Genomic DNA, 17,280 nt, shown 5'->3' with positions numbered 1-17,280 from the left:
CGCATGAACGACCCCTTTGCCACCGTCCTGGACTGCAACGGCCGTGCCCTCGTGCTCGACAGGCCCCGGGTGGTCGGTATCGTCAACGTCACGCCGGACTCGTTCTCCGACGGCGGTCAGCACGACAGCCTCGACGCGGCGTACGCCCATGCGTTGAAGCTGGTGGAGGAGGGGGCGGACATGCTCGACATCGGCGGTGAATCCACCCGCCCCGGTGCCGACGATGTCTCAGCCGAGGAGGAGATCCGTCGCGTGGTGCCGTTGATCGAGCGCCTCGCCGCGGCGACCACGGTGCCCTTGTCGATCGACACCTCCAAGCCCGAGGTGATGCGTGCTGCCGTCGGCGCGGGCGCGGGGATGATCAACGACGTCTACGCGCTGCGCCGCGAAGGCGCGCTCGACACGGCCGCCGAGCTGCGCGTGCCGGTCTGCCTGATGCACATGCAGGGCGAGCCCCGCGTTATGCAGGACGCGCCGGATTACGACGACGTGGTTGGCGAGGTCCATCGTTTTCTGACCGATCGCCTGTTCTCCTGCGAGCTGGCCGGCATCGATCGGAAGCGCGTCCTGGTCGACCCGGGCTTCGGATTCGGCAAGAACCTCGAGCACAACCTCGCCCTGCTGCGTGCCATGGCCCGGTTCGCCGAGCTCGGTGCCGGGGCGTACGCCGGGGTGTCCCGCAAGTCGATGATCGGCGCCATGACCGGCCGGACGGACCCGGCCGCCCGGGTTCACGGCTCGGTGGCTGCGGCCCTGATCGCCGTCCAGCGCGGCGCCATCCTGGTCCGCGTGCACGATGTGGCAGCCACGGTGGATGCCCTGGCCGTCTGGGCCGCCGTGAAAACCGGGGATACCGCGCCCCGCATCGACAAGCCGTCGATGCCCCGCTGGCCCGACGACGACTGAGCTCCCCGTGGCCTGGGTCTAATGCTCGGTAGGAGCCGATTCATCGGCGAACCCGCGGCAGCGGGCCGGGATGCCGCGAGCACCCAATCGCCGATGAATCGGCTCCTACCTGAGCTAGGCCAGCCCTACAAAAGTCCTACAGGCCTTTGGAATATCTGGCTAATACCGCTGTCGGAGTATGCTCTGCGTCCCCGGAAGGATGATCAGTATGAGCGAGCGTAAATACTTCGGCACCGACGGCATTCGTGGCCACGTGGGCACCTATCCCATCAGCGCGGATTTCATCCTCCGCCTCGGCCGGGCCTTGGGAGCCGTGCTGGCGCGCCGTCGCGCCGCCGACAACCGGGGCCCCAACGCCGGTCCGGACCGCCGCGACCACGGTCGCAAGGTCACCGTCGTGATCGGCAAGGACACACGCGTTTCCGGCTATATGTTCGAGTCGGCGCTGGAAGCCGGCCTGGTCGCCTCGGGCGCGGACGTGCGCCTGCTCGGCCCGATGCCCACCCCGGCTGTGGCGTTCCTTACCCGCTCCCTGCGTGCCGACGCCGGCATCGTGATAAGTGCCTCGCACAACCCGCACCAGGACAACGGGATCAAGTTCTTCTCCGGCCAGGGCGAGAAGCTCGACGACGCGCTGGAGGCCGAGATCGAGGCCGAGCTCGACGCCGAGTTCGTCACCGTCGCCTCCGAAGCGCTGGGCAAGGCCAGCCGCATCGACGACGCGGTCACCCGTTACGCCGAATTCTGCAAATCCACCGTTGCCGACGAGTTCACCCTCAATGGGCTGAGCGTGGTCCTGGACTGCGCCCACGGCGCCACCTACCAGGTCGCGCCGAAGGTATTCCGTGAGCTCGGCGCCGACGTCTCGACCATCGGCGCCGAGCCGAACGGCCTGAACATCAACCATGGCGTCGGCTCCACCGACCCGGATGCCCTGGCTCGCGCAGTCGTTGACCGCGGTGCCGACCTCGGCATCGCCTTCGACGGCGACGGCGACCGTGTGCGCATCGTCGATCGCGACGGCACGGTGACCGATGGCGACGACATGCTCTATGTCATCGCCCGGCACTGGAAGCGTCGCGGCAACCTGCCGGGACCGGTGGTCGGTACGCTGATGAGCAACTACGGCCTGCAGTGCGCCCTGAAGCAGATGGAAATCCCCTTCATCCGCGCGAATGTGGGCGATCGCTACGTGCTGCAGCAACTGAAGGAACACGGCGGCGTGCTCGGTGGCGAGACCTCGGGTCATGTGTTGTGCCTGGACCGTTTCACCACCGGCGACGGCATCGTGGCGGCGCTGGCCCTGCTCGAAGCCCTGGCCGACGACAACGAAACCTTCGCCGACGCTCGCGCCGGCCTGGTCAAGCTGCCGCAGACCATGCTCAACGTCCGCGTCGAGGGTGCCAAGGCCGCGCTGGGCAGCGAGTCGGTCAAGCACGTACTGGAAGAGGTCGAGGCTGTGCTGGAAGGCCGCGGCCGCGTGGTGTTGCGTGCGTCGGGCACCGAACCGCTGGTCCGCGTCACGATCGAAGCCGCCGATGCCGCCGAAGTGGAACGGCTGGCGGCCAGGCTGGCGGACGCCGTAAAATCGGCGGCTCAGGCGACCGCCTGACGCCTCCACCGGACCCCGCATGAAAAAGGTACCCACCCTCGATATCCGCCGCTACGACACCGACCGCGAAGCCTTCGTGGCCGAGCTGGGCGCGGCGTATCGTGAATTCGGCTTCTGCTGCATCAGTGGCCACGGCATTCCTGTCGAGGCCGTCGACGGTGCCTACGACGCGTTCAAGCGCTTCTTCGCGCTGCCCGACGACACCAAGCGCAAGTACCACATCCCCGGCGGTGGCGGCGCGCGCGGCTATACGCCGTTCAAGGTGGAAACCGCGAAAGACAGCAAGTTCGCCGACCTGAAGGAGTTCTGGCATATCGGTCGCGAGATTCCGCGCGACTCGAAGTTCGCCGACGTCATGCCGCCGAACGTGTGGCCGAACGAAGTGCCGGACTTCGAGGACAAGGGTTACGGCATATACGAGGCGCTGGATAACCTCGGCGCGCGCGTTCTGCGTGCCCTGGCCCTGCACATCGAGCTGCCGGAGACCTTCTTCGACGACAAGATCGACTCGGGCAATTCCATCCTGCGCCCGATCCACTACCCGCCGATCGTCCAGGACGATGTCCCCAACGTGCGCGCCGGCGCCCACGAGGACATCAACTTCATCACGCTCCTGGTCGGCGCGAGCGCTGAAGGCCTGGAAGTGCTCACGCGTGAAGGCGAGTGGCTGCCCATCACGACCGAGGGCGACGCCATCGTCGTCAACATCGGCGACATGTTGCAGCGCCTGACCAACCACGTGTACCCGTCCACGACCCATCGCGTGACCAATCCGCAGAACGCCAACGCGCGCAAGCCCCGGTATTCCGTGCCGTTTTTCCTGCACCCGAACCCGGACGTCGTCCTCGACGTGCTGCCGTCCTGCGTGACGCCCGACAACCCGAAGCGCTACCCGGAGCCGATCACGGCCCACGAGTACCTGCTCGAACGCCTCCGCGAAATCAAACTGATCTGACGAACCCTTAGCGGGTTTTTTACCGGGAGGGTCCACCATGGACCCTCCCGGTCCTGTTTCCGGAGCACCCCGTGAAATCATCCAGCCCGCAAGTGCGAGCGAAGCGTTCGTCGCCCCAGAAAAAAGCCAGCACCCGCTCGCCTGCGCAGCGCGCACGGCGCCAGCGCGTCGTCTCGTCACGCGGCGGCCGCCGCTAGGACCGAGCGTTGTGGGCGCCTGGTCTATGTGGGAGCCGGCGATGCTCTTGCTTACGGCGCGACCAGATCCGATGCATCGGCAGCCTCACCCCGGTGCAACAGCGGATGCGCGAACACCGCGCCGATGATCACCGCGACGCCCAGGTAAAACGTCCACCCCAGTTCCCGCTGCTCACCCAGCAGCGGAATAGCCAGCACGATGGCGTACACCGGCTCGAGATTCGTCACCATCTGTGTCGCGAACGCCGTGAGATGACGCAACGCCGCCAGCGCCAGGGCGAACGGCAGCAGCGTGCACCCATAGGCCAGCACCGCGATCAGCGCGCCGTCGTGCAGCGAAGGCAGCACGAAGGCCGGCGTCGCCATGAACGGCGCGAGCACGGTGAGGAACAGGGTGCCGGTGCCGAGTTCCACGCAAGTCACTGTGAGCGCATCGGCGCGGTCGATGAGCTTCTTATTCAATGCGCTGAAGAAGGCGACGAACAACGCCGACAGCACGCCCACGGCCAGGCCAAGCCGCATCTCTCCGGGCAAGCCGCCTGCTACCAACGCCACGCCGGGCACGACCGCCGCACCGATGAACAGCTCGCGGGGATCGAAACGGCGGCCTGCCACCCAAGGTTCGACCACGGCGAGAAAAACCGGGCACAACGCGATGCATGTCGCTGCGACCGAGGCGTTGGCGAGCTTGATCGCGCCGTAGAACGTGAGCCAGTGCATCGCGACGATCACGCCGATGCCCGCATACGAAAGCAGCAGCTTCGCCGGCAGCGCGCGCAGCCCACGCCACACGCGCGGCACGCAGAGCAGGGTGGCTGAGACCAGCAACATGCGCCACCACACCAGCGGCAACGCCGCCAGCGTGATCAGCTTGCCGAGGATGGCGGTGACGCCCCAGAGCAGGACGCAGAAGTGGATCTGTAGATGGGCTTTGCGGGAAGGCGACATGGAACGAAGCTTGCCGGTCGCACCGTCGATCCACAAGCGGCATTCATCGCGCGTCCGCGTAACAATCAACAGCGCCGCTTCGGCACTGCCGATTCAGCGCCTGATCTTGGACGGGGAGGCACTTCCGCCGCCTATCCCGGGAAGGTAGAAGGGGGCATGCCGGAGGCATCCATCTCAAGGAGTGAGTGATGGTGACGCAGTCTGGAAGTCCGTTGCGCGGTGCGATCGTGCTCATCACCGGAGGAAGCCGCGGCATCGGCCGCTTCTATGCACATCGCCTCGCCGCCGAGGGCGCCGTCGTCGTTCTTGTCGCACGGTCCGCCGTTGAACTGGAAAATGTTGCCCGGTCGATCCGGGCAGAGGGTGGAAAGGTCGCGACGTATGTCGTCGACGTCACCAGCAGGGCCGCGGTGACGCGCGTGGTCGGTCGGATCGAAGAGAGGCTTGGTCCGCTCGATGTCCTGATTAACAACGCTGGCGTCCGTGGACCCATCGGCAACGCGTGGGAGTGCGACTGGAATGCCTGGTGGCGCGCCATCGAAGTCAACCTGGGAGGAGCTGCCGCCTTCAGCCATACCGTGATTCCGGGCATGGCCCGGCGGCGCAAAGGGCGTGTGGTCAACATCGTCAGTGAGGCGGGCATTTTTCGCTGGCCCACGGTCTCCGCCTATTCCGTCTCGAAAGCAGCGCTCATCAAGTTCAGCGAGAACCTGGCGGCGGAATGCCGGGACTTCTCGCTGACCGTGTTCGCCTACCATCCGGGCTTCCTGCCCCTGGGGCTGGCCAGCGAAGCGCTTGCCTTGCAAGCGTCGACAACGCCTTCCGAGGCCAGCGTCGCGGCCTGGTGCCGCGCTCAACTCGAGTCCGGGAACGCCGCATCGCCAACGGCCTCCGCCGACAAGCTGATCCTGCTGTTGTCGGGCGCCTACGACATCCTCACTGGCCGTTACGTCACCGTGCACGACGACCTGGACGTACTGGCAGAGCGTGTCAGCCAGGTGGCGGCATCGAAGGATTATCGGATGTTGCGGACGAGCGCCTGATGCCGCGCGCTCTTCGTGCCGGATAGCCAGTCCAGGAGGGACCACCATGAACGTCACCAAGCCATCCCGAGCCACCGAATCATCGTCGCTGTCGCGCGGACCGATCGTGCTTATTACCGGCGGCGGGCGCGGCGTCGGTCGCCTGTTCGCACGACGCCTTGCCGCGGAGGGGGCGATGGTCGTCCTCGTCGCGCGCTCTCCGGCCGAACTCGCCGAGGTCGCTGGTTGCATCGAAGCCGACGGCGGACGTGTCAGGACCTTCGTGGTCGACGTGACCAACGTGATCGTCGTGCGAGACACGGTCGCAACAATAGAACGCGATGTGGGTCCGATCGATGCCCTGATCAACAACGCGGGGATCTTCGGGCCGATCGGTAACACTTGGGAATGCGGCTGGGATGACTGGTGGAAAACCATCGAGGTGAACCTGGGCGGTGCCGTTGCTTTAAGCCAGGCAGTGATTCCGCACATGGCGTCCCGCCGTCGCGGGCGCATCGTCAACGTGACCAGTCAGGCGGGAGCCTTTCGTTGGCCTACGGTCTCAGCGTATTCGGTGTCGAAGGCTGCGCTCATCAAGTTCAGCGAGAACCTGGCCGTCGAATGTAATGCGTCATCACTCAAGGTGTTCGCGTACCACCCCGGTCTGTTGGCATTAGGAATGACGCTCCAGGGTGCTGCCAAAGCCGGGACGACAGAGCCGGCACTGGCGAAGGTAGGCGCATGGTGCCGCACTCAGCTGGAGTCCGACGTCCTCGCGTCAGACGATGAGGCGGCCACCAGGCTCGTACAATTGTTGTCGGGATCGTATGACACGCTGACCGGTCGCTACATTGCGGTGTGGGACAACCTGGATGAGCTGGTTGAGCGTATTCATAACGCAACGGCCGCCGAGTTCAACGACTACCTTATGCTCAGGCCGCAAGCCTGATCCCCAGGGACACACGGATGTCCGTACCTAGAAGGGAGGATGGAAGAATGCATGCTCACATCAACAGGTCGTGTATCTGGATCGCTATATCCTGCTCCGTGGCGATGGTCTGCAGTGGTCTTGGTGCCCAGACCACGAGTGAAACCAATTGCACGCTGTCACATCAGGACTTTGTCGCGGATAACGTCGAAGCGTGTATTCAGATGCTTCGGGAATGGCCGGCGAGCGATTCCTATCCGGAAATGATGGAGGATGCCGGCCAGGCAGTCGACTTCAATGCACCTCCGCCGACGACCGGCTTCAAGGTAGTCAACGTGGGCGGGAAGGACCTATCGACGGTATTCACCCGTTGTATCAAGCGAGCCGACCCCTCGTATGAAGGCAGCACGACGACGAGCGTCGGGCTGCCTGTGAGCGGTAGCGGTACGAGTACTCCGCGCTATCGATATACCGACATGTACCAGCGACACGAACTCAGGGATGCAAAGGACCGGATCGTTTACAAGCTGGTTCGTATCGGTCGTGGGATAGAAGCCATGGGCGATGCATCCGGTGCGCCCGTGCATGGTTCCTATGAAGCGTCGTCCGATTGCAGGAATTCTTATGGTGATACCTGCGGTACGGAGTACCTGCGCACGAGGGCGGGTACTTTTGAGAAGTTCTGATCGCCTCGGCATCAATGTTTTTTGGCATCGACCTGAGCCTGGGTCTTGCCTGCGGGCGGCGCCTTCGGCGGGGCGCTCTTGAGGTCGTCGAGCAACGGCTTGCACTGCGTGGCATCGGCTTTACCGCTTTCCGGAACGGCCAGGGCGGCAAGCGCTGCGACCGGCGCGGCGAAGACAGCCAGGGCAACCGCACCACCACCGCGAAGGATCAGCGGCCCCGGATGCACGCCGACCGAGGGGTTCTTCATCGTGCCGTGCACGTACAACGGCGAACGCAGCGAGAACAGGCGGAAGCCCTTCGTATGCGGCACGATATCGAGATTGAGCTTCTCGCTCTTGAAGTCGATGTCGCCGGTGACGTTGATCAGCGCTTTCTCGGTATCGAAAGCGAACAGCTTCGAATCCATGTTGCCGTTGGTGGCGACCAGGTCGGCGGCCATGCAGTTGATCTTGACCGTTTCATCGCCGAACAGCTTGTTTACGGCGTAGCTGCCGACATTAAGTCCCGCCAGCTCCAGCAACGAACTGCTGACTGCCCCGTCGTTGATCAATAGCTTGATCTCGCCGTTCGAACTGCCCAGCAGGGCGGCCGGCGAATTGCCTACGGCTGTCAGCGACGCATCACCGTTGAGCTCACCCAGGGTCGTGTCGCCCGGCGCCAGCTTCGGGAACAGCTCCTTCAGTTTCAGGTGGCGCGCACCCATGTTGAACGTGCCTTTCATCGGCGTGGTCGAGCCATCCACGTGGATATTGCTGCCCACGGTGCCGCTGGCCACACCGAATTTGAGCGGATCGAGCGTCAGAACAGCGTTCTTCATGGTCAGGTGCGTATAGAGGTTATCGACCGGTAGGCGATCGCCATGGACGATATGCACGCCGGTGAACTCGACATCCGCATCCATCGCATTCCAGCGATCGGTCTTGAACGGCTCGACCGGGATGACCTTGTCAGCGGGTTGCTTCACCGAATCGCCACGTTCGGTCTTCTCCGCGTTAGATCCACCGCCGATCAGCGGGGCGAGATCGGAGAACAGCAGCTGGTTCGACTTCAGCTTGCCGGTGAGGCTCGGACGCTGACCGCCGGTGTTGAAGGTGAGGCTGCCACCGAGGTCACTGCCACCGACTTTGCCGGTGAAGTTGTCATAGGTGAAGACACTCGCGCCTTTCTTCAGGTTGGCCTTGAGGTGACCTTCCGTCGCAAAGGGTGGCGTATCCGGCAGGGTGATACCCGTCAGGTCATAAAGATGGGACATGCTCGTGCCGGAGAACCACAGGCGGATATCGAGCGCACCGACGTTCAACGGATCGGTCAGCGTGCCGACAAAGGCGATATGCGTATCGCCGAAGCGCGCATCGGCCTGCACGGGGAACGGGCGATTGGCATCGCGTAGCGCGAGCACGCCGCCGGTCTTCGCCTTCGCGGCCACCGTGGATTTCTTATAGGTGCCCTTGGCGTCCCAGGCGAACAGGTAGACCTGTTTTTTCTTGGTCTCGTCCTGGCGGTCCTTCTCGTCCGCGCCGGATTTCGCCATGGTCTTGGCGGTTGCGCCGTTGGTCTTGTTGGCCTGCGCGCGCGAGTCCTTTTCCTGCTGGGCCATGATCTCGTCGAAGGGGATGCCCTTGCTCAGCGGCGTTACGTCGATGCCCATCGCGATCTGGTTCGTCGCGTCGTTGAAATCGATGTGTCCCTTATCGAAGGCGATGGCGTTGAGCTCGAGCTGCCACTCGGACGGCCCGGTGCTCTCGGGCATCTTGAACGTCCAGGTGTTGTCGCCGTTCTTAACCCGCTCCAGGTCGATGTTCGGCTGACCCAGGCGGATCTCCGGTACGACGATGCGATGCGATATCAGGGGGAAGGGCGAAAGGCGAAACTGCAGGGATTGCAGCGTCGCGAACTGCTTGGTCTTCGCCCAGTCCGGGTTGGCCACACTGATATCGAGTGCGGTGAAGTGGGGCCAGGGGATCAGACTCACCAGTCCACCTTCGCCGGGCTCACGCGACCAGTGCGCGGAAAGGTCGCCGTTGATGGCGAAGGGTCGGCCGATGGCCTCCGAGACCTTCTCGTTGATCGTCGGTTTCAGCCTGTTCCAATCGAACAGGGCGATAAACAGGATGATCAAGATAATGAGCAGGACGAAGATGCCTACCACCCATGCCAACACTTTCCTTCCACGCCGCATCATGTCGCCTCCACTCCCATAGCTAACGAGGATAGAGGTAACCGGTGGGCTGGCAAGGTTATGTGTTCATGAATGGGGGCGGTTAAGGGACGTCCACGGGGTGTGATGGCGCGTGCCGCGCCGTCACCGCCGCTGACGTCCCGTGGATCCGCCTCAACTTGCCTGCCAATACCCCGTCGCTTTCACCCAGTCCTTGTCGATACCGCGCGTCTCCACCAACAACGACCGCAGCGTACGTGCACGCATCGACTCGACGGCGACCCACCAGAACGTGTCGCCGGGGGGAATCGGCAACGTGGCGAGCACCTCGTCCATCGACGGCGACTCACCGCGGACGAACCAGCGCACGTCGCGGCGAAGCGACTGCTTCTCGTCGGCCGAGGCGATTTCGGCGAACACGGTCACCGGCGTGGACGAAGGCATTTCCTCGAGCCGCCGGCCGATCGCGGGGAGGGCGGTTTCGTCGCCGACAAGTACGTAGTGATCGTAATCGTCGGGGATGACCATGGAGCCTCGGGGACCGCCGACGCCGAGCTTGTCGCCGACCTGCACCGATTCCGCCCAGGTCGATGCCGGGCCTTCGCCGTGCAGCACGAAGTCGATGTCGAGTTCGTTGCTGGCGGCGTCGTAGCGGCGCGGCGTGTAGTCGCGGGCGGGCGAGGGCGTGACGCCCTCGGGGTAGACCGGACCGTCGGGTCCCATTGTCGGGCGGTTGATCGCGCCGTCTTCCACCGGGAAGAACAGCTTGACGTGATCGTCCGGCGAGGCCGAGACGAAGCCGGCGAGGTCTGCACCGGTCAATGTAACGCGCACCATGTGCGGGGCGAGCCGCGTTACCTGCTTCACCTCGAGCAGGCGCATCTTCAGTTCATGGCGCACGCGCTGGATGGCATGCCGTTCGGTGGCGCTCATGCATTGCGCTCCGCGATCACCTTCGCGGCGGATTCGATGATGGCGGCGACCCGCTTCGTTTCCGCGTCGTCCCAGGACTTGTGATGGTTCATGAGCTGGTGCTTGATCGTATGCATCGCTTCGCGGATGGCATTGGGCACACCCATGCGGCGCATGTGGCGGGACATCACCTGCAAGCGCTCGGTGAGAGCCTCGAGGGTGTCGCGGTTCTCCAGGAGGAATTTGCTGCCCGCCTCGGTGATGGCGTAGAGCTTCTTGCCACCGGTTTCTGCTTCGACCCGGGCGTAGCCGAGTTCTTCGAGCATGGTCAGGGTCGGGTAGATGGCGCCGGGGCTGGGGCTGTACTGGCCATCGAACATCTCCTCGATGGTGCGGATCAGTTCGTAGCCGTGGCGCGGCTGTTCCTCAATCAGGGCGAGGAGCAGGAGGCGCAGGTCGCCCGTACCGAACATGCGACCGCCGCCGAACCGACCGCCGCCGCGACCGCCACGCATGCCATCACGATCGTCGAAGCCGAAGGGGCCGCCGCCGAAACGGCCGCCGCGGCCCATGGCCATGGCAGCCATCTGTTCGTGAAAGCGGTGCTTGGCGTGATGGAAAAAGTGCATGGGTGCTCTCCGATGTATCGTACGTAGTGATCGTACGATATATCTTAAGAAACACTCTTGGCAAGCCCCGGGTGCCTTGTCTCGGTAGGAGCCGATTTATCGGCGATCCCTGACGAAGCGGCGAGCACCCGTCGCCGATGAATCGGCTCCTACCGAGCGGGGGGGGCGGTTTAGCCGAAGGTGAAGGTGAACATGTGGAAGTTGGCCTTCGGGATCTTGATGGTGAGCACGTGATCCTTGTAGCCGTCGCCGTCGAACAGGGTGTAGAGCTTGCTCGCCTGCACGGCCACCGGCGCCTGGGGCTTGCCGTCCACGGCCACTTCAACGGTGATCGGGTCGTTGGCGCTGGCGACCATGTGGACCTTCTTCGCCTTGAAGTGCAGGCGAATCTCGCCGCTGGCACCGACCAGGCTGGCATTGTCGCGGCCGATCTCCCAGCGCCCGACCAGGGCGAACTTGTTCAGTTCCAGACGGGACGGCGCGGTGAAATCGCGCGTGCCGGTGTCCTTGCCCTCGGGGCTGGCGTTGTTCGCGCTGCGTTCGGCGCCGAAGTACATCTCCGGTGAGCCAAGCTGGGCGAAGTCCGGGGCGTCCTTGTCGGTTTCGGCGGCAGCGGCCGCATCCGCCAGGCGCGGCAGGCCCAGCAGGGTGCGGATGGCGTTCTCCATATCCATGTAGTTGCCTTCGCCGTAGTGGTGCGCGACGACGTTGCCGCGCTGATCCACCAGGTACTCGGCCGGCCAGTACTGATTGTCCCAGGCATCCCAGGTTTCCAGGTCGTTGTCCTGGGCCACCGGGTACTTGATGCCGAAGCGGGCGATGGCGTCGCGGACGTTGCCCTCCTGCTTCTCGAACGGGAATTCCGGGGAATGCACGCCGACGATCACCAGGCCCTTGTCCTTGTACTGGTCGTACCAGTGGGTGACATGGGGCAGGGTGCGCAGGCAGTTGATGCAGGAGTAGGTCCAGAAATCGATCAGGACGACCTTGCCGCGCAGGCCCTTCATGGTCAGCGGCGGGGAGTTGTGCCATTTGGCGATCCCGGCGAACTCGGGCGCGGTCTGGGCAGCCATCGCCGTGCCGGTCGCGGCCAGGGAGGCCAGGGCGACGAACAGGGCGAGGAGGGCGAGGCGGATGGGGCGCATGGAAACTCCGTGTTTTCTGGGTGCCGTGAATAGACCGGCCGATGGCCCGGCACCTTACAACGGCAGGTGCGCTAAAATCCCGGCTTTGCCAGCCTCGCGAGCCAGCCGACGCGCCATGACTTCGATCAAGCAGGACGACCTCATCCAGAGCGTCGCAGACGCCCTCCAGTACATCTCGTACTACCACCCGGTCGATTACATCCGGAATCTCTCCGCCGCCTACGAGCGCGAAGAATCACCGGCCGCCAAGGACGCCATCGCCCAGATCCTGATCAACTCGCGCATGTGCGCCGAGGGCCACCGGCCGATCTGCCAGGACACCGGCATCGTCACCGTGTTCCTCAAGGTGGGCATGAACGTGCGTTGGGACGACGCCACCATGGGCGTCGAAGACATGGTCAACGAAGGCGTCCGTCGCGCCTATAACGATCCGGACAACAAGCTGCGCGCCTCCGTGCTCGCCGATCCCGCCGGCAAGCGCATGAATACGCGCGACAACACGCCGGCCGTGGTCAACGTCTCGATCGTTCCCGGCGACAAGGTCGACATCATCGTCGCGGCGAAGGGGGGCGGTTCGGAAGCCAAGTCCAAGTTCGCCATGCTCAACCCGTCCGACTCGATCGTCGACTGGGTGCTGAAGACCGTACCGACCATGGGCGCCGGCTGGTGCCCGCCGGGCATGCTCGGCATCGGCATCGGTGGGACCGCCGAGAAGGCAATGCTGTTGRCGAAGGAGGCTCTCATGGAGCCGATCGACATCGTCGACCTGATTGCTCGCGGCCCGTCGAACCGTGCCGAAGAGCTGCGCCTGGAACTGTACGAGAAGGTCAACGCGCTCGGCATCGGCGCGCAGGGCCTCGGTGGCCTGACCACGGTGCTCGACATCAAGGTCAAGGATTACCCGACCCACGCCGCCAACCTCCCGGTCGCGCTGATTCCGAACTGCGCCGCCACGCGCCACGCGCACTTCGTGCTCGATGGTTCGGGTCCGGTCGCGCTGGATCCGCCGTCACTGGAAGACTGGCCGAAGCTCACCTACGACTCCTCGAAGGGCCGCCGCGTCGACCTCGACACGATCACCCGCGAGGACGTGCAGAGCTGGAAGCCGGGCGAGACGATCCTGCTCAACGGCAAGCTGCTCACCGGCCGCGATGCCGCGCACAAGCGCATGATCGACATGCTCAACCGCGGCGAGCAGCTGCCGGTCGACTTCACCAACCGCTTCATCTACTACGTGGGTCCGGTCGATCCGGTGCGCGACGAAGTCGTCGGTCCCGCTGGCCCGACCACCGCTACGCGAATGGACAAGTTCACGCGCCAGATGCTCGAGACGACCGGCCTGCTCGGCATGGTCGGCAAGAGCGAGCGCGGGCCGACCGCCATCGATGCGATCCGCGACAACAAGGCCGTCTACCTTATGGCGGTGGGTGGCGCGGCGTATCTGGTGTCGAAAGCGATCAAGGCCTCGCGCGTGCTGGCCTTCGAAGACCTCGGCATGGAAGCGATCTATGAGTTCGAGGTGAAGGACATGCCAGTGACGGTCGCGGTCGATAGCGCCGGTTCGTCGGTGCATATCTCCGGCCCGAAGGAATGGCAGTCGCGGATCGGGAAGATTCCGGTCGTCGTGGTCTAAAGCTCAGCTCTCTGTAGGAGCCGATTCATCGGCGATGGCCGCGCAGCGGCCGCCAGGGTGTCGCAAGCACCCTATCGCCGATGAATCGGCTCCTACACGAGCAGGTTTGCGTCAGCTGGCAAGGCGCCAGGTATGGCGCGCGATCTGCTCATCCTCTTCCGTGGGGATGACGCGGGAATCGAAATCACCGATCCATTGCAGGCCGGCGAGGATGTCGTCGCGGGTGACCGCGTCGTTCTCTCCGATGCCGCCGGTGAAGACCAGCAGGTCGATGCCGCCGAGTGAGGCGATCATGCCGGCGATCTGCTTGCGTGCCGCGTGCACGAACACATCGAGTGCGAGACGTGACGCCGCGGTGTCCATCGTGTGCAGCTCGCGCATGTCGCTCGTGCCGCCGGACAAACCCTTCAAACCCGACTCGCGATCGACCAGTGTCTCCAGTCGCCTGGCGTCGAAGCCGCGTTCGCGCATCAGGTAGATCAGCACGCCGGGATCCAGGTCGCCCGGACGCGTACCCATCACGATGCCGCCGGTGGGTGTGAGGCCCATCGTCGTGTCGATCGATTTGCCGTCGCGCACGGCACAGAGGCTGGCGCCGTTGCCGAGGTGCGCGATGACCAGTCGGGATGGCACGGCATCGCCGAGCTGCCGCACGATGGACTCGTACGACAGCCCATGGAAGCCGTAACGCTCGATGCCGCCAGTGCGCAGATCCGCCGGTAAGGGCAGGGTGCGGGCGACTTCCGGCATCGTCGCGTGAAACGCTGTGTCGAAGCAGGCGACCTGCGGCACGCCGGGGAATGCCACGCGGCAGCGCTTCACCATCTGCACTGCCGCAGGGACGTGGAGCGGCGCGAAGGCACGGGCTTCATCCAGATGCACCATCAACTGCTCGTCGATACGCGCATGCTCACGTACGTTCGGGCCGCCATGCACGAGACGATGGCCGATGGCGTCCGGTGCCGGTAGCCCCTTATCGCGCAGCGTACCGACAATGGTCGTCACCGGGTCGCTGCCATTGCCCGCGGACTCGGTGTTCTCCGTGAGCAAGGCTTCGCACGTATCGCCGTCGACGCGGTACAGCCCGTACTTCAGTGACGACGATCCCGTGTTGAGCGCAAGCACATGGCCCGTGGTAACGCTCACTCGTCAACCTCCTCGGCCTTCCACTGCCAGTCACGCACGTCGGGCAGGTCCTGGCCATGCTCGCTGACGTAAAGCTTGTGACGCTGGATGTCCGACCAGTAGCGCTGCGTCGCCGCCTCGCGCTGGTCGGCGAGGCGTGGCACGCGGTTGATCACATCGAGGGCGAGCTGGAAGCGATCCATGTTGTTCAGAACCATCATGTCCAGTGCGGTCGTCGTCGTGCCTTCTTCCTTGTAGCCACGCACGTGGATGTTGTCGTGGTTATGCCGGCGGTAGGTCAGCTTGTGGATGATGCCCGGATAACCGTGGAAGGCGAAGATCACCGGCTTGTCCTTGGTGAACAGGTCGTCGAATACGTCGTCGTCCATGCCGTGCGGATGCTCGTCCGGCGTTTCCAGCGACATCAGGTCGACCACGTTGACCATGCGGATGCGGATATCGGGCACGTACTCGCGAAGCAGCATGATCGCGGCGAGTACCTCGACCGTGGGCGCATCGCCCGCGGACGCCATCACCACATCGGGATCGTCCTCGCCACGACCGGCCCACGACCAGATGCCGGCGCCGGCGGTGCAATGGCGCACGGCGCTCTCCATGTCCAGCCACTGCCAGTCCGGCTGTTTGCCGGCGATGATCACATTGACGTAATGGCGGCTGCGCAGGCAATGGTCGGCGACCGAAAGCAGGCAGTTCGCATCCGGCGGCAGGTAGACGCGGACGATCTCGGACTTCTTGTTGGCGACATGGTCGATGAAGCCGGGATCCTGGTGCGAGAAGCCGTTGTGGTCCTGATGCCACACATGGGAGCTGAGCAGGTAGTTGAGCGAGGCGATCGGCGGGCGCCACGACATCTTGCGGGTGACCTTGAGCCACTTCGCGTGCTGGTTGAACATCGAATCGATGATGTGGATGAAGGCTTCATAGCAGGAGAAAAAACCATGCCGGCCGGTAAGCAGGTAGCCCTCGAGCCAGCCCTGGCACTGGTGCTCGCTGAGCACTTCCATCACGCGGCCTTCGGGCGAAAGATTCTCGTCCACGCCCTCATACTCGCCCAGCCAGGTCTTGCCGCTGACTTCGTAAATCGCCTCCAGGCGGTTCGACGCGGTTTCGTCAGGACCGAAGACGCGGAACGTTTCCATGTTCTGCTGCATCACGCCGCGCAGGAACTTACCGAGCACTCGCGTCGCTTCGGCCTTGTGGTCGCCCGGCGTCTTGACGTCCTGGGCGAACGGGCGGAAATGCGGCATGTGCAGTTGCTTGAGCAGCAGGCCGCCATTGGCGTGCGGGTTCATGCCCATGCGCCGCTGGCCGCGCGGAGCGAGCGATGCGAACTCGTCGCGGAACCGTCCGCGCTCATCGAACAGTTCGTGCGCGTCGTAACTCTTCATCCAGTCTTCGAGGATCTTCAGGTGTTCGTCGTTATCGAACTTGTCGATAGGCACCTGGTGCGCGCGCCATGTCCCTTCCACGGGCTTGCCATCGACGACCTTCGGGCCGGTCCAGCCCTTCGGACTGCGCAGCACGATCATCGGCCAGCGCGGTCGCTTCGCTTCGGATGCCGTGCCCTCGCGCGCTTCGGTCTGGATACGCCGGATCTCGTCCAGGCAGGTATCCAGCGCCGCGGCGAAGGCCTGGTGCATCGGCTCGGGCTCATGGCCTTCGACGAAGTGGGGTTCGTAGCCGTAGCCGCGCACGAGATCGCGGAGTTCTTCCGGCTCGATGCGGGCGAGCACCGTGGGGTTGGCGATCTTGAAGCCGTTGAGGTGCAGGATCGGCAGAACGGCGCCATCGCGTACGGGGTTGAGGAACTTGTTCGAGTGCCAGCTCGTAGCCAGCGCGCCTGTTTCAGCCTCGCCATCGCCGACCACGCAGCTGACGATCAGGTCAGGATTGTCGAAGGCCGCACCGAAGGCATGCGACAGCGAGTAACCCAGTTCGCCGCCTTCGTGAATGGAGCCCGGGGTTTCCGGTGCCACGTGGCTTGGAATGCCATATGGCCAGGAGAACTGACGGAACAGCTCGCGCATGCCGGCCACGCTGCGGTCGATATGCGGATAGATCTCGGTGTAAGAACCTTCGAGATAGGTATGCGCCACCAGGCCCGGTCCACCATGGCCGGGGCCGATGACATAGATCATGTTGAGGTCGCGCTCGACGATCGCGCGATTGAGATGGGTATAGATGAAGTTGAGGCCGGTGGTCGTTCCCCAGTGACCGAGCAGGCGATGCTTGATGTGTTCCCGGGTGAGGGGCTCTTCGAGCATGGGGTTGTCACGGAGGTAGATCTGGCCAACGGTGAGGTAGTTGGCGGCGCGCCAGTAGGCGTGCATGCGACGAAGCAGGTCGGGCGCAAGCGGCTCGGTCATGGGGAGCTATCCAGGCGACGGGGTCCCCTTGAGAGT

General features: G+C 64.3%; 14 protein-coding genes. 7 read left to right on the top strand and 7 right to left on the bottom strand.

Annotation, left to right across the window (positions count from 1 at the left end; translation table 11 throughout):
- The first annotated feature begins 3 nt into the window (after positions 1–3).
- The 3 genes from folP (at position 4) to AC1DYM_RS12290 (ending at position 3,473) form a co-directional block, all read left to right on the top strand.
- Positions 4–906 carry a dihydropteroate synthase gene (gene folP, locus AC1DYM_RS12300; protein ID WP_477338653.1) on the top strand — a complete coding sequence of 301 codons (903 nt, stop codon included), beginning with the start codon at positions 4–6 and terminating at the stop codon, positions 904–906.
- Positions 907–1,114: 208 nt separating this feature from the next.
- Positions 1,115–2,518, top strand: a complete 1,404-nt coding sequence (gene glmM, locus AC1DYM_RS12295; protein WP_477338651.1) for a phosphoglucosamine mutase — start codon at positions 1,115–1,117, stop codon at positions 2,516–2,518.
- A gap of 19 nt (positions 2,519–2,537) precedes the next feature.
- Complete coding sequence (locus AC1DYM_RS12290; protein WP_477338649.1) at positions 2,538–3,473, top strand: isopenicillin N synthase family dioxygenase; 936 nt, start codon at positions 2,538–2,540, stop codon at positions 3,471–3,473.
- Between the two features lie 248 nt (positions 3,474–3,721).
- On the opposite strand, the gene AC1DYM_RS12285 is transcribed toward AC1DYM_RS12290, so the two are convergent.
- Positions 3,722–4,618, bottom strand: coding sequence for a DMT family transporter (locus tag AC1DYM_RS12285; RefSeq protein WP_477338647.1), 897 nt, complete (start codon positions 4,616–4,618; stop codon positions 3,722–3,724).
- A 188-nt stretch (positions 4,619–4,806) separates the two neighbouring features.
- Here AC1DYM_RS12285 and AC1DYM_RS12280 point away from each other — a divergent pair, with 188 nt between their 5' ends.
- From AC1DYM_RS12280 to AC1DYM_RS12270, 3 genes are read left to right on the top strand one after another with little or no spacing between them, the layout of a single operon-like run.
- Positions 4,807–5,661, top strand: a complete 855-nt coding sequence (locus AC1DYM_RS12280; RefSeq protein WP_477338645.1) for an SDR family NAD(P)-dependent oxidoreductase — start codon at positions 4,807–4,809, stop codon at positions 5,659–5,661.
- A 46-nt stretch (positions 5,662–5,707) separates the two neighbouring features.
- On the top strand, positions 5,708–6,589 hold the full coding sequence (locus AC1DYM_RS12275) for an SDR family NAD(P)-dependent oxidoreductase (RefSeq protein WP_477338643.1): 882 nt from the start codon (positions 5,708–5,710) through the stop codon (positions 6,587–6,589).
- Positions 6,590–6,636: 47 nt separating this feature from the next.
- On the top strand, positions 6,637–7,254 hold the full coding sequence (locus tag AC1DYM_RS12270; RefSeq protein WP_477338641.1) for a hypothetical protein: 618 nt from the start codon (positions 6,637–6,639) through the stop codon (positions 7,252–7,254).
- An 11-nt stretch (positions 7,255–7,265) separates the two neighbouring features.
- Here the strand turns inward: AC1DYM_RS12270 and AC1DYM_RS12265 are convergent, their stop codons facing one another.
- The 4 genes from AC1DYM_RS12265 to AC1DYM_RS12250 all read right to left on the bottom strand — a co-directional run bounded on the left by AC1DYM_RS12265 (position 7,266) and on the right by AC1DYM_RS12250 (position 12,099).
- A complete protein-coding gene (locus AC1DYM_RS12265) occupies positions 7,266–9,434 on the bottom strand; it encodes an AsmA family protein (RefSeq protein ID WP_477338687.1) in 2,169 nt (722 codons plus the stop codon).
- 153 nt (positions 9,435–9,587) lie between these two features.
- A complete protein-coding gene (locus tag AC1DYM_RS12260) occupies positions 9,588–10,346 on the bottom strand; it encodes a siderophore-interacting protein (protein WP_477338639.1) in 759 nt (252 codons plus the stop codon).
- The gene (locus AC1DYM_RS12255) at positions 10,343–10,954 is read right to left on the bottom strand and encodes a PadR family transcriptional regulator (protein WP_477338637.1); all 612 of its coding nucleotides are present in this window, start codon (positions 10,952–10,954) and stop codon (positions 10,343–10,345) included. The genes AC1DYM_RS12260 and AC1DYM_RS12255 overlap by 4 nt, the downstream gene beginning before the upstream one ends.
- A gap of 170 nt (positions 10,955–11,124) precedes the next feature.
- On the bottom strand, positions 11,125–12,099 hold the full coding sequence (locus tag AC1DYM_RS12250; RefSeq protein WP_477338635.1) for a thioredoxin family protein: 975 nt from the start codon (positions 12,097–12,099) through the stop codon (positions 11,125–11,127).
- 115 nt (positions 12,100–12,214) lie between these two features.
- Here AC1DYM_RS12250 and AC1DYM_RS12245 point away from each other — a divergent pair, with 115 nt between their 5' ends.
- Positions 12,215–13,732, top strand: a complete 1,518-nt coding sequence (locus tag AC1DYM_RS12245; RefSeq protein WP_477338633.1) for a fumarate hydratase — start codon at positions 12,215–12,217, stop codon at positions 13,730–13,732.
- 111 nt (positions 13,733–13,843) lie between these two features.
- Here the strand turns inward: AC1DYM_RS12245 and AC1DYM_RS12240 are convergent, their stop codons facing one another.
- The gene (locus tag AC1DYM_RS12240) at positions 13,844–14,878 is read right to left on the bottom strand and encodes an acetate/propionate family kinase (protein ID WP_477338631.1); all 1,035 of its coding nucleotides are present in this window, start codon (positions 14,876–14,878) and stop codon (positions 13,844–13,846) included.
- Positions 14,875–17,244, bottom strand: coding sequence for a phosphoketolase family protein (locus AC1DYM_RS12235; RefSeq protein WP_477338629.1), 2,370 nt, complete (start codon positions 17,242–17,244; stop codon positions 14,875–14,877). The genes AC1DYM_RS12240 and AC1DYM_RS12235 overlap by 4 nt, the downstream gene beginning before the upstream one ends.
- Positions 17,245–17,280 lie beyond the last annotated feature (36 nt).

The sequence above is a fragment of the Luteibacter sp. P1_D3 genome (assembly GCF_056406135.1).
This window is presented reverse-complemented; position numbering and strand designations above follow the sequence as displayed.

What these genes read in the sequence shown, in the direction of transcription:
- folP (WP_477338653.1), top strand. Translation starts at nt 4, where the DNA reads ATGAACGACCCCTTTGCCACCGTCCTGGACTGCAACGGCCGTGCCCTC.
- glmM (WP_477338651.1), top strand. Translation starts at nt 1,115, where the DNA reads ATGAGCGAGCGTAAATACTTCGGCACCGACGGCATTCGTGGCCACGTG.
- AC1DYM_RS12290 (WP_477338649.1), top strand. Translation starts at nt 2,538, where the DNA reads ATGAAAAAGGTACCCACCCTCGATATCCGCCGCTACGACACCGACCGC.
- AC1DYM_RS12285 (WP_477338647.1), bottom strand. Translation starts at nt 4,618, where the DNA reads ATGTCGCCTTCCCGCAAAGCCCATCTACAGATCCACTTCTGCGTCCTG.
- AC1DYM_RS12280 (WP_477338645.1), top strand. Translation starts at nt 4,807, where the DNA reads ATGGTGACGCAGTCTGGAAGTCCGTTGCGCGGTGCGATCGTGCTCATC.
- AC1DYM_RS12275 (WP_477338643.1), top strand. Translation starts at nt 5,708, where the DNA reads ATGAACGTCACCAAGCCATCCCGAGCCACCGAATCATCGTCGCTGTCG.
- AC1DYM_RS12270 (WP_477338641.1), top strand. Translation starts at nt 6,637, where the DNA reads ATGCATGCTCACATCAACAGGTCGTGTATCTGGATCGCTATATCCTGC.
- AC1DYM_RS12265 (WP_477338687.1), bottom strand. Translation starts at nt 9,434, where the DNA reads ATGCGGCGTGGAAGGAAAGTGTTGGCATGGGTGGTAGGCATCTTCGTC.
- AC1DYM_RS12260 (WP_477338639.1), bottom strand. Translation starts at nt 10,346, where the DNA reads ATGAGCGCCACCGAACGGCATGCCATCCAGCGCGTGCGCCATGAACTG.
- AC1DYM_RS12255 (WP_477338637.1), bottom strand. Translation starts at nt 10,954, where the DNA reads ATGCACTTTTTCCATCACGCCAAGCACCGCTTTCACGAACAGATGGCT.
- AC1DYM_RS12250 (WP_477338635.1), bottom strand. Translation starts at nt 12,099, where the DNA reads ATGCGCCCCATCCGCCTCGCCCTCCTCGCCCTGTTCGTCGCCCTGGCC.
- AC1DYM_RS12235 (WP_477338629.1), bottom strand. Translation starts at nt 17,244, where the DNA reads ATGACCGAGCCGCTTGCGCCCGACCTGCTTCGTCGCATGCACGCCTAC.